This is a genomic window from Peribacillus muralis, assembly GCF_001439925.1.
GTDB lineage: Bacteria > Bacillota > Bacilli > Bacillales > DSM-1321 > Peribacillus > Peribacillus muralis.
Genome location: NZ_LMBV01000046.1, coordinates 304 through 12,736, shown reverse-complemented (window position 1 = coordinate 12,736; position 12,433 = coordinate 304). Strand labels below are relative to the sequence as shown.

The window sequence follows — 12,433 nt, the reverse complement described above, 5'->3', positions numbered from 1 at the left end:
GAAGATCGAATTAGGAATACAGCTTAAGATTTAACCTTTTAGTGTCCAAAATATTGACTCAAATCCATTATAGTATGCATACAAACTTGGATAGAAATTAAATTGTACTAAACTTTGTAATTGAACTAAACGTGTGTCCATGTGCAAAATTATAAATTATTGTTGTAAGCTCTTCAATTAAATGGCGCGATTCTTTAATAATTGATAAAGGTTTTTGAAAAATATCAACCAAAAATGTTTCAAAAAATATTACGTGAGGGATAATGTAAACCTTGTTAAACTAACAGGAGCTATACTTCAAGATTAATATTGCTATCTTAGCTGTTGGGAGAGGATTTATGAACACAAGAAACAAAAGTGCTGCTAAACTATTCTTTGCAATATCAATATTTCTTTTTCTTTTCGCCTGCTATGATTACTTAACTGGATGTATTGGTTGTCTAAAAATTGATTTACGCTATTTCTTTATCTCATTATTTGTAGCATTAGTTTTACATATGACAAAAGAAAGAAAAGGTAATAAAGATTGAGTTAATGAACTAACGGGTGCGTTAGCTGACGATCGGAGTTGTCTCTAAGGTAGCTTTTTCTTATGGAACTAAAGGGGCAGGTCAGCTTTATAGGTTCTAGTTAGTTAACTTATTTTTATAATTAATATTTTTTTCTAACTTAAATCGATTATTCTATAAAAAAACTATGATACGTTAAGGCATTAATGATAAGCTTTATTGATACCTATTATTTTATATTGGGTAGAATGTAGAGAACTGGAATATGTATTTTGTGCTTTGAAAGAAGGTGTTTGCTATGAATGATAACGGTCAAATGGAGTTCTTAACTAATTGGTTAGAATTCACTACCATAAAGGATAAAATTGCAACTGAATTAGAAACAGCATTAAAGAAAAACAATGATATTTCACTTAAAGAGTTTTATGTTATGTACTACTTATCACAAGAAACTAACCGAAAGCTTAGATTACAACAACTCCAAGAATTAATTGGATTAAGTCAGAGTGCCATGTCGAGACTTGTCGGAAGGCTTGAAGCTAAGACATGTGGTGCATTGGAACGTTCTATTTGTGAGGATGACAAGCGTGGTATTTATACGTCACTTACTCCTCTAGGGTTAATTAAATTTGAGCGTGCACTTAAGACGTTTAATTCAGTTATTGATGATTTAGATGTAGATAAAAGCATAATTTCTAGTGTTTTAAGAAATAATAGTATGGGTATCAAAGAGAGAAAGTCATGAGACTTTCTCTCAAATCATGTTAATTGACTTTTGTTTTTGCAGGTGATAACTTAGCAATTACATGCAGACGCATGCATTTAAAATATATCAAGGAGCTGTATAACATGAACGAACCTAATATTTTTGATACATTTTCCTACAAAGGACTTGAACTAAGAAATCGTATTATGATGTCACCAATGTGTCAGTATAGTGTAGAGAAAAAAGATGGAATTGCTACGGATTGGCACTATATTCACTACGTCAGTCGTGCCATAGGTGGTGCAGGGCTTGTCATGGTAGAAATGACGGACGTTGAACCTGACGGTCGTATATCTGATTATGATTTAGGTTTATGGTCTGTAGAACAAGTACCAGCACTAAAGCGGATTGTAGATGGAATTCATCAACATGGAGCAAAAGCAGCTATTCAAATTGCGCATGCTGGTCGTAAAGCGGAAGATGCGGAAATACCTGTCGCTCCATCTGCTATCCCATTTGATGAGGCTTCAAAAACACCTAGAGAATTAACTACAGAAGAAGTTTACGGGATGATTGAGAAATTTCGTAAATCAGTTCAATTAGCTGTTCAAGCAGGGTTTGATGTAATTGAAATTCATGGAGCACATGGATATCTTATTCATCAATTCCATTCGCCTTTAACCAACAAACGAACTGACGAGTTTGGTCAAGACTTAACTAAATTCGGTTCAGACATTCTTAAAGCAGCAAAAGAAGAAATTCCTAAAGATATGCCCTTAATGATGCGGATATCTGCAAAAGAATATGTAGATGGTGGCTATGATATTGAGGGTGCTATTGAGTTAGCAAAAGCTTACAAAGAAGCAGGAGCAGAAATCTTTGATATTTCTTCAGGTGGCGAAGGGCAAATTGCTGCATGGGGAAAACCAGGCACACACGCTGCATATCAAGTTCCGTTAGCTAGAGAAATTAAAAAAGCTTTAAATGTACCTGTCATTGCAGTTGGTCGCTTAGATGAACCTGCTCTTGCTAATGCGGTTGTTGGAACTGGAGATGCGGATATGGTTGCTGTTGGAAGAGGGATGTTACGTAATCCTTATTGGGCGTTAGAAGCGGCAAAACAGTTAAGAAAAGATACAAATACAATTGTCCCAGTACAATACGAAACAGGATTTTAAAAAAAGGGGTATTATACCGTCGAGAAATACAAACGGATTGACACTATTATCAATAATGCGGGCTTAATGTTATTTTCAAAATGGGATAATGCTCATGTCGACGAATGGGAGAAAATGATTGATTTAAACCTAAAGGGTGTCTTATATGGCATTGCAGAAGTCCTTCCTCAAATGAAAAAACAAGGAAAAGGACAAATTATTAATGTAGGATCAGTTGCAGGTCATGCGGTAGGAGAAGGGCATGGTGTGTATAGTGCTACGAAGTATGCTACTAGAGCCATTACAGAAAGTCTTCGAAAAGAAATGTCTGTTCACCATAACATTCAAGCTGTATATGTTTCTCCAGGTGTAATTGCGACAAATTGGCAAGATAAGGTAACTGATAAAGATATGAGTGAGGTATTAGGAGAATTAAATGAGGTTGCTATTGCTCCTGAACATGTGGCTTAAACGATTGCATTTGCAGTCAACAAACCTAGTAATGTAATGGTTAATGACATTTTTGTAACTCCGACTAAGCAAGAATGGTAAATTTCATTTCAAGTTTAATTGCTTGAAATAAAGTGTGTAACACAAATAAACATGCAGACGCATGCAAGTTAATGGGAGGTCTGGATATGAACGTATTAGTGATAGGTGCAAATGGTCAAGTAGGTAAAGAAATCATTAAGAAATTAAAAGATACTAAACACAACGCAACGGCTTTAGTACGCAAAGAGGAACAAGTACAAGAGCTAAGGAACTTAGGTGCCGACCATGTAGTGTTAGGCGATTTAGAAGAAGACTTTTCACATGCCTTTAAGGGTATTGATTCAGTGATATTTGCTGCGGGTTCTGGTGGCTCTACTGGAGTAGATAAGACATTGCTTATTGATTTATGGGGGGCTAAAAAAGCTGTTGATTATGCGAATCAATCTGACATTAAACATTTTGTTCAACTTAGTGCGGCTGACAGTTTAGACGTTGATGATGAGAGTGAAAAGATGAAACCTTATGCGGTGGCAAAAAATATGTCTGATTACTACATTGAGCAAAGTAATTTAGACTATACCATCGTAAGACCGGGTCCGATGAATAATGATAATGCTAACGGCAAGATTGAGCTACATCAAACAACACGCCAAGACCATTTCAACGATTACCTTATTACAAGGCAAGATGTTGCTCATGTCCTTGTGGAAACTCTAGGTAAAGAGCATTTATTTAAAAAGAGCTTCTATATTAAGCAAGGTGACAGTAGCATAGTTGATGCATTAGAAACGGTCAAATAAGAATAGATTTATTATGCGAGAGCACCTATTATAGGTGCTCTTGTTTAAATGAAAACAAATAAGGAAGGTTATAATTGGATCTGACTTTCTCCTCTGGCGATATCCAGACCAACCACTGGATTCATTCTTATCTTCTTCCTTGAATTAAATCTAAATCTAACCGATAACCTCTAGGACTCCTTATAGTGTCACAGCTTGGCTTGTTATAGGGAATCACTTTTGCCCCAACCAGCCTCAATCATGTTTCTATAAGTAGAGGGTGAACAGTTTAGTTGTCGGGGGTTTCTCCCACGGGGGCTTTAGATAAGAAGCTATATTATTAAATCGGTTTCTAAACGTTGTAGGGAACCGATTTTTCTATGCTCTAATTTGCTTAACGTTGTAAATTCGCATTTTCCTGACGCTACCCCAAAATGAGAGAAGAAACAAAAAATAAAGAGACTAATTTAGAAATGATGATTGTTGCTATAATTCTTTTTATATTAATAATAGCAGCATGGATATTTTCTCTGAGTTGAAAGGGATTTCATAAACCATCCTTGTTGAACTAACGGGTGCGTTAGTTCATTAAGGATCACAAAAATAATCAATCTTTTTTATAAAATAATCAAGAAGATTAATTTGTATGACTGTATTGTTATAATGTACTCGATTTTGTATCTCAAAACAGTTTAGAGAATGAATTGGTGCGGTTTTGAGTGGATTAATAACTCAATGTACTCAAATTAATGTCCCCAATGTATTTATCTTTGTGTCTTCGATAGATTTAAAACATTCATCAACGTATTTTATGCTGGAGAAGATAAATTATATAATATATTATAAAAATGTATTAATTGAGATTTATTGTTATTTTGAAAAACAGGTTATTCATAATAAACTCGGCTTTTTTTACAAAAAGAACAGGAGAAGGAAGTGATTGCTTTGAAGAAACAGCAAGCAGCAGAAATAGCAAGAAAGTATGGTTTGAAAGTGAAAGAGGAGTCTCTTGTATTCAACCAATCAGGTTTGGACTTTCTAGTTGTCTATGCAGAAGATGATAAATGCGAGGAATGGGTGCTAAGGTTTCCGAGACGAAAAGATGTGATGACTAGGACCTCAATCGAGAAGAAAGCATTGGATCTTGTCAAAAGATATGTTACTTTTCAGACTCCAGTCTGGTCGATTTATGAAGATGATCTGATAGCGTATAAAAAGTTAACTGGAGTACCGGCAGGCACGATCAATCAAGAGATTCAAAACTATGTGTGGGAGATGGACTATGAAAATGTTCCTGAGCAGTTTCATCAGACATTAGCAAAAGCTCTGGCTTCGCTGCATAAAGTGCCGAAAGCAGAAGCTATTAAAGTAGGACTGATTGTCCATACAGCAGAGGAGGCAAGAAAATCAATGATTGAGCGTATGGAAAAGGTAAAAGCAGAATTTGGCGTAGGTGAATCCCTATGGAGACGTTGGCAGACCTGGGTGAAAAATGAGGATTTGTGGCCTCAGGAGACAGGTTTGATTCACGGAGATGTTCATGCTGGGCATACGATGATTGATAAGGATGCCAACGTAACCGGTTTAATCGACTGGACTGAAGCAAAAGTAACAGATATATCAAATGATTTTGTTTCTCATTACCTCGTATTCGGGGAAACAGGCCTGGAGAAACTGATCGATTACTACAGGAAAGCAGGAGGGATTTACTGGCCAGCAATGAAGGAGCACATTATTGAACTTACTGTGGCATATTCTGTTGCAATTGCTGAGTTTGCCATCATCTCAGGCTTGGAAGAGTATAAGCAGATGGCAAGAGAAACATTGGAATTGGATGACCGTTAGCATTAAGCAAAAATAAAGTAAATATGGGAAAATACAGTTCCTCTCAATGAATAATAACTGCCTAAGTTTTTCTCTTGTATTACTGTGAATAAAGATTTCACAAGCCAAAACGCATGCGTTTTCACAGAGGAAATAACGGGTGCGTTAGCGCCATAAGAAGCCTACCAATTGGCAGCCTTTTAAACGTGCGGTTCTTCACAATATCGCACATTCAGAAGATTTTTAAAATTTAATGAACTAACGGGGCAGTTTTAGTCCAACAAGAGATTCCATAAAACCTCATTTTTTTTTTTCAGCCGCTAGGCTTCTTTATAAGCCGGAAACGTTGATTTATCAAGGATGTATAAAATCCATGTGAAACGCTTTGGAAGCCAAGGGGTTTTGTTTTATATAAGTTACCTCCTATATGAATAAAGGCAGCTTTCAATTTCTCGCTGAAAGCTGCCTTGTTAATTATGTTTTAATTGTAATTTACTATATAGGGATATATCTACATTAATCTAACTATTCAAGAAATAAGGTCTTAAAAAATTTTCTATCATAGCTCTTTGCTTGGACTTTTCCGAGACCATACAACTACAGGAATAAGCACTAGTGACAGAATGGCTCCAGAAAGTGATAATGCTGCAAAACTAGAATGAGCGACTACCATTCCTGAAACCCCCCCACCAGCAGCTCCTGACAGTGCAAATAGGACATCGACTGATCCTTGTGTTTTTGCACGCACAGATGGGTGTGTTGAATCTATAATGAGAGCAGTCCCACTTATTAAACCAAAGTTCCAGCCCAAACCCAGTAGCACTAACGCCAGGGTAAGCATTGGCATTGAATCTACCGGTGCAAAAGCTGCCACCAATCCAGAGGCTAGGAGTGTAGCACCAGAAGCAACAGCCATAGTAATACGGCCAAGCTTATCTACCAGTATACCTGTCAATGGTGAAGGAAGGTACATAGCTGCTATATGGAAACCTATAACTAATCCTACTTCTCCCAAACCATGACCATGATGTCCCATATGAATTGGTGTCATTGTCATAATGGCTGCCATGACAAATTGAGTCAAAATCATAATTACTGCCCCTACAACAACACCTTTTTTGTTTATGGTAGCATTCTTTAAATTTGTCCCGTTCTGTGCGGTATCTTCTTTTTTCTTAGCATTCGCAATAGCTGTAGACACAACTAAAGGGTCTGGACGAAGAAAAATTAAGATAAATAATCCGGCAATAATAAAAGCAGCTGCTGACAAGATAAAGGGGCCAGCCAAGGTTGGAACACCAATTGAATCCGCAAATTCTCCCATTCTATTGACCAAGTTAGGACCAACTACAGCACCCAGGGTAGTGGAAACCATGGCCATGCTTGCAGCAGTTGCCCTTTGTTTATCTGTTGCAAGGTCTGTCCCTGCATATCGCGCTTGTAGATTAGACGCCGTACCAGCTCCATAAATAAAAAGAGAAATAAATAAAAGTGGGATGCTGTTGGTTAAAGCTGCAATTATAACACCAATAGCACCTAACCCACCTGCAAGGAAACCACCTGCAAGTCCTGCTCTACGGCCAAAACGTTGTGAAGACCGGCCTATAAGTAGGGCAGCTCCTGCAGAACCTAAAGTAAATAGGGCAGTTGGAATTCCTGCCGCATTTTCAGTCCCTAGCATGTCTTGTGCAAGAAGCGCTCCTACTGTTATACCGGCTCCAAGTCCTGCTCCCCCAAAGATTTGTGAAAGAATCAAAATTCTTAATGTTTTTTTATAAAGCTGTATTTGTCTTTCTGGTGAATCAATATATTCTTGCAACCATATAGGCTGCTGTGTTGAGGTATTTGTATCTTTTGCTGACATTGACATGAACCTTACCCTCCTAACGAAATATCCTTGTAGCTTTTCATGTTTGTTTTGTCATCCTTGGAACATTTCATTCATATCGTCATTAAAAGAAGCTCATAATTAAATTTTCAATAATTATGAGCTTCTTCTATTTCTTATTTTTAAATAGGAACGTGACACTATTTGTCGGTGTTCATATTAAAATTTATAGGATTCACCATCTTCTGGTACTAAAATATTACTTGAGAATCCTTTTTCTTTACTAAAGTTTTTTAATTCTTCTCTAGAAAGTGTCCAATGGTTAACAGCTTCCATATGAACAGAAATAACCTTAGCATTAGGAGCCGCCTTGTGTACTTCATAGATGTCTTCTTTTCCCATAATGAGAGAACCATATTCTATAAATTGATTATCTCCGCCATTGACGACAATAATATCTGGTTTATGGGTATCTAATTCTTCCTGTACACCTTCATACCAGACTGTATCACCAGCTACGTAAAATGTTTTTTCATTTGGATGTTTAAAGACAACGCCACATACTTCCCCCATAAGCTTTAATAGTTCTTCTCCTCTTCCATGCTCGCCTCTTGTTTTAACTAATTGGATGCCTTCAAAGACAGTGTCCTTTGTTAATACCTCTACATTTTGGAACCCGGTATTTTGAACTTCCTTTGCATCTTCTTCATTTTGAACGAACATTTTAATATCTTTTGGTAATAGTCTTTGCGCTGCCTCGTCAAAATGGTCTAAATGTAAGTGAGTGATAATGACTGCCTCAACACCACTGATAATATCGTCAACAGAGGTTGGTAAACTCACTGAAGGATTGTTTTGATCTTGCCTAATCGTACCAGGGAAAGATGGGTACGTACCTTTCTCTGCTAACATAGGATCAATTAAAAACTTTTTATTTGCATATTCTACAACTATCGTTGCATTTCGAATTTGTGTAATCTTCATCTTTACAACTCCCTTTCTTTTCATGTGTGTTTCCTAACAGTGTTAAGTGTATAATATGAGCAGCATTCAAATACACAGATAAAATAAAGTGTTTTAGCCGTTTGACTTTAAATTTGAAAGGAGTTGACGTTCAGATGGATCAAACAGATAAACGAATTATAGATGAGTTATGTAGTAATAGCCGGATTACGATGAAAGAATTAGGGGAGAGAGTTCACTTAACAGGACCGGCAGCTGCAGCAAGAGTGGAGAAGTTAAAGGATAATGGGGTCATTGAGGGGTATAGTATTAAAGTAAATCAAGCGAAATTAGGGTGCTATACGTATGCCTTCATCAATATTTATATAGAAGGTACACACCATCAACCTTATCTCTCATTTATCAAAACAAAGGAGGGGTATGTCATCAATAATTATAAAATCAGTGGAGATGGCTGTTATCTTTTGGAGTGCAGGTTTCCAAGTAATGAAGCGTTAAATCAATTTTTATTAGAGTTAAATAAGTATGCAAACTATAAATTATCTATTGTTATTAATAAATAATACATTAATAAAAATGGTGGATTTGTACTTAAACTATAGAGAAGTTGATTTGAACAATGGAGGTAGCTGCGGCACCTCTTTTACTTATTCCAAAGTAGTATGTGAAGGATTGTACATAAACTAACAGGTGCTTTACTTCATTAAGGGAGTTGCTTTGGCAGCTCTTTTTCTTATGGAGCTAACGTGGAAGTTTAGTTGCAGAAAGCTCTATTATTTTCACTGTACATGGTAAAATTTTATAAATAGAATTACGTAGAAAAATGTTTAATTTGTGGGGGCGGAATTATGAATATTGGAGACGAATATTTGAAAATTGTAATTGAAAGATTTAAAAGTGTAAAAAGTCTTGGAGGTAAAACGATAAACCAATTATCTGAAGAGGAAATCTATTGGACTTATAATGACGAGTCAAATAGTGTTGCAATAATAGTAAAGCACTTGAGTGGAAATATGGTTTCAAGGTGGACTAACTTTTTAACTTCAGACGGAGAGAAGGAATATAGAAATCGTGACGAAGAATTTTTAGATGATATATCTTCAAAATCAGAGCTCACTATTGTTTGGGAAAAGGGTTGGCAAACCCTAATTGATACTTTAACTGGTTTAAGTGAACAAGATTTATTAAAAAAAATATATATTCGTGGAGAAGGTCATTCGGTAATAGAGGCTATTGAGAGGCAAATGGCACATTATGCTTATCATGTGGGACAAATTGTTTATATTGGTAAACAAGTAAAAAATAAAAAATGGGAAAGCCTCAGTATTCCAAAGGGGAAATCTGAAGAACATTTAAAACAAATGCTTGATAATCACCGAGAGCAAACAATCAAAGTAGAGGATAATCTTGTTTAGAAATACAGATTCGAATGTTATTGAGCTAACTGGTGCTTTAGCTGAAGATCGGAGCTATCTTTAAGGCAACTTATTCTTTATGCAACTATCGGGGCAGTTTAGTTTAACAAGAACTTAGATTATTCTAGAGATTGAATAGGGATTTTTATTAAAATTAAAGGAAGAAGAATTCGAAAGGATATCTAAGCTAATTATGAAAACAATTCTTATATATTTAGCAGGATTATTAATTTATCTTATATTGATAGCTAATTATGAATCTCGATTTGATAATCCATCTGCCATAATCTCTACTTTAATTTTTATATTTTCAATTTTTGTCATTGGTATTTTAAAAAGAATATTTATCAAAAAAAAATAAAAGACTTACTTCAACTAACGGGTGCTTTACTTCTTTACCAGGAGTTGATCAGCAGCTCCTTTTCTTATGGAACTAAAGGGGCAGGATTGTTGAATAACGTTCAATTTATCAAAAGAAGGTTGTTATCTGATATTCAACACATTTTCTCGAAATAGGTACTGTGGTTATATCGTTTATTACTTCAATTTATGCATTTCTTATAATGTTACGTCATAGTCTATAGTAAGAATAGAAGGAGGTTTGTATGTATACGAAAAAAAAGATGGATCACTTTAGTTATTGTTTTTTTCGCTATATTCAAACTATTTTACATAATCAGGTCTTTTCAAAGATGATGGTTCAATGAGTGGTTTCATTACAAATGAAGGTAAGCAAGAATACATAAATTCTTATCATGAGGCGATGAGTTATTTACCACAACCTTTTGAGTCAAAAATGCTCAATACCGATTTTGGTAAAGTGAAGCTATACAAATTTCAAGAAGAGGAAACACCAGACAAAACACCGTTATTGTTACTTCCTGGAAAGGGGTCTGCTACACCAATGTGGGAAGCAAATCTCAATGATTTTCTAAAACACCGTCCGGTTTACACAATTGATTTGATAGGTGAGCCAGGGTTAAGTATAGAGACAAAACGTATCAAAACTAATATGGATCAAGCTATTTGGTTAAAACAAGTGCTAGAACAATTGCCAGAAGAGGAAATCAACTTATTAGGATTGTCATTTGGTGGATGGAGTGCGGCAAATTTAGCAATTAAGCACCCAGAAAAAATTCAAACACTCATATTAGTAGAACCAGTTTATGTTTTTGGTCCTATTCCACTAAAAATGATTCTAGTTTCGATTCCAGCTTCCGTACCAGCAGTGCCAAAATCAATAAGGGAAAGAATGCTTAGTTATATCTCTGGTGGTGCTGAAATTGATGAGAGTGAGCCGACTGCCAAATTGATTGAAACAGGAATGCGAACATTCAAAAGTAAATTGCCAATGCCAGAAAAGGTTAAAACTGAACATTTGAAGAAACTTAAGATGCCAGTGCTCGGAATTTTGGCTGGTCAATCGACTATGCATCATTCCGAAAAGTCGTTTCAAATCGGTGTAGAAAATTTAAGAAATTCATACAGTAATATGGTGTTATTTGAAGACGCCTCTCATGCTATCAATGGGGAGTACCCTGAAAAGTTGTTACAAACGATTGAAGACTTTCTAAAAAATATTGAATAAGGGTTATGACTACGGCTATTTAGTTCCAGGCATCTCATGATAATATAGTCATCGACACTAATGTGAATTGGTGATTAGAGTGAGAACTTTAGTTCAAGTACCCTTAATGAACTAACGGGTGCGTTAGTCTAACAAGCGAACAAAAAAGTCGATTCGATTCCTTATCAATACAGGAAATCGACTTTTTTAGGTTGATATTTGCTTAGCGTACAAAATTTTCGAAATGTTGGAGGTACCCCTAAAAGTAGGAATATAAAAGTAAAGAAACATAGGGTTTCTAAAGTTTCACCCCATCTTACCCTGTTGTGCTTTAGATAAAAAGAAAGCACCCTCGAAAGGATGCTTTACTTTTCAATCTTCATCTTCTTCATATTCATTTGGATCGGTGGTTATGGCAATTGTTTTTTCATCGCTACGGAAATCGAATTTTAATCCCCAATTACAACTAGTTACACTAAATGTGTTGTTGTTGATAGAAAAGGCTATAATCATTTCGTTCATATCGTCTTTCTGCACTACAATATAGCTTTTTTCATTAGAGAAAACCGTATAATCCGGATGTGCTATAAGTTTCCAGCCGTCTACTAATTCTGTTTGGATAGTTTCCATGCATGCCACCTCATTTTATGTAATACCTAAATTATACAATAACATAATGCAAAAGTAATGGTTGGAAGTTCTTTGTACAGGATAAAGTACCATACGAATATCTTGTACCCCATTATCAACTCTATTTTGTAGGTGATTGGATTGTGTCTAAAAAGGCTCTACACCTTTGAGATTGTGAAAGAATGTACTTGTATAGTTATTCCAGTGAAGAATAAGTACAAAATCAATCAGTATTATTTAACAATTACTGCTAGGTGTAAAAAATGGGAGTGACTATATATTAAAAATAATCCAATGTTACTTCTTTTTGCTTTTCTATTTATTGTAATTTTTGGATTTTGGTTAAGGAAAAGGATTCTTTCATTCGATTTTAAAAGTAAAAGTAATTTGTTCTTCTTATGGGATAACTATGAGTTGATTGGTGGCGTTCTTATTGGTGTAGGATTATTATTTATTGTGATTTTTCTCTAAGGTTTATTTCACAAACGGGTGTATTAGCTTAAGATCGGAGCTGTCTATAAGACGGCTTTTTCTTAGTGTGCCAGGCATGGCATCTATCTAGG

11 protein-coding genes and 1 pseudogene are annotated in these 12,433 nt (G+C 35.6%); 9 read left to right on the top strand and 3 right to left on the bottom strand.

What is annotated here, in order from left to right:
• Nucleotides 1-338: 338 nt before the first annotated feature.
• The 6 genes and pseudogenes from ASU00_RS23605 to mphM all read left to right on the top strand — a co-directional run bounded on the left by ASU00_RS23605 (nucleotide 339) and on the right by mphM (nucleotide 5,488).
• The gene (locus ASU00_RS23605; RefSeq protein WP_057915882.1) at nucleotides 339-530 is read left to right on the top strand and encodes a hypothetical protein; all 192 of its coding nucleotides are present in this window, start codon (nucleotides 339-341) and stop codon (nucleotides 528-530) included.
• Between the two features lie 277 nt (nucleotides 531-807).
• Nucleotides 808-1,254 (top strand): MarR family winged helix-turn-helix transcriptional regulator, encoded by a 447-nt coding sequence (locus tag ASU00_RS23600; protein WP_057915881.1) that lies wholly within the window; start codon nucleotides 808-810, stop codon nucleotides 1,252-1,254.
• A gap of 104 nt (nucleotides 1,255-1,358) precedes the next feature.
• Complete coding sequence (locus ASU00_RS23595) at nucleotides 1,359-2,393, top strand: NADH:flavin oxidoreductase/NADH oxidase (RefSeq protein ID WP_057915880.1); 1,035 nt, start codon at nucleotides 1,359-1,361, stop codon at nucleotides 2,391-2,393.
• A gap of 27 nt (nucleotides 2,394-2,420) precedes the next feature.
• Nucleotides 2,421-2,843, top strand: a pseudogene (locus tag ASU00_RS23590) (SDR family oxidoreductase); the annotation flags it as partial.
• A gap of 167 nt (nucleotides 2,844-3,010) precedes the next feature.
• Nucleotides 3,011-3,664 carry an SDR family oxidoreductase gene (locus ASU00_RS23585; protein WP_057915878.1) on the top strand — a complete coding sequence of 218 codons (654 nt, stop codon included), beginning with the start codon at nucleotides 3,011-3,013 and terminating at the stop codon, nucleotides 3,662-3,664.
• A gap of 918 nt (nucleotides 3,665-4,582) precedes the next feature.
• The gene (gene mphM / locus ASU00_RS23580; RefSeq protein WP_057915883.1) at nucleotides 4,583-5,488 is read left to right on the top strand and encodes a macrolide 2'-phosphotransferase MphM; all 906 of its coding nucleotides are present in this window, start codon (nucleotides 4,583-4,585) and stop codon (nucleotides 5,486-5,488) included.
• Nucleotides 5,489-6,026: 538 nt separating this feature from the next.
• Here mphM and ASU00_RS23575 read toward each other — a convergent pair.
• Together ASU00_RS23575 and ASU00_RS23570 are read right to left on the bottom strand one after the other, a co-directional pair.
• A complete protein-coding gene (locus tag ASU00_RS23575; protein ID WP_057915877.1) occupies nucleotides 6,027-7,337 on the bottom strand; it encodes an MFS transporter in 1,311 nt (436 codons plus the stop codon).
• A 177-nt stretch (nucleotides 7,338-7,514) separates the two neighbouring features.
• Nucleotides 7,515-8,279, bottom strand: a complete 765-nt coding sequence (locus ASU00_RS23570) for an MBL fold metallo-hydrolase (protein ID WP_057915876.1) — start codon at nucleotides 8,277-8,279, stop codon at nucleotides 7,515-7,517.
• A gap of 134 nt (nucleotides 8,280-8,413) precedes the next feature.
• On the opposite strand from ASU00_RS23570, the gene ASU00_RS23565 reads away from it, so the two are divergent.
• The 3 genes from ASU00_RS23565 (at nucleotide 8,414) to ASU00_RS23555 (ending at nucleotide 11,261) form a co-directional block, all read left to right on the top strand.
• Nucleotides 8,414-8,821 carry an Lrp/AsnC family transcriptional regulator gene (locus ASU00_RS23565; RefSeq protein WP_057915875.1) on the top strand — a complete coding sequence of 136 codons (408 nt, stop codon included), beginning with the start codon at nucleotides 8,414-8,416 and terminating at the stop codon, nucleotides 8,819-8,821.
• Between the two features lie 285 nt (nucleotides 8,822-9,106).
• Nucleotides 9,107-9,673: a DUF1572 domain-containing protein gene (locus ASU00_RS23560; protein WP_057915874.1), complete on the top strand. Its 567-nt coding sequence runs from the start codon at nucleotides 9,107-9,109 to the stop codon at nucleotides 9,671-9,673.
• A 703-nt stretch (nucleotides 9,674-10,376) separates the two neighbouring features.
• Nucleotides 10,377-11,261: an alpha/beta fold hydrolase gene (locus ASU00_RS23555; protein ID WP_236712828.1), complete on the top strand. Its 885-nt coding sequence runs from the start codon at nucleotides 10,377-10,379 to the stop codon at nucleotides 11,259-11,261.
• Between the two features lie 351 nt (nucleotides 11,262-11,612).
• On the opposite strand, the gene ASU00_RS23550 is transcribed toward ASU00_RS23555, so the two are convergent.
• Complete coding sequence (locus ASU00_RS23550) at nucleotides 11,613-11,870, bottom strand: hypothetical protein (protein ID WP_057915873.1); 258 nt, start codon at nucleotides 11,868-11,870, stop codon at nucleotides 11,613-11,615.
• Nucleotides 11,871-12,433 lie beyond the last annotated feature (563 nt).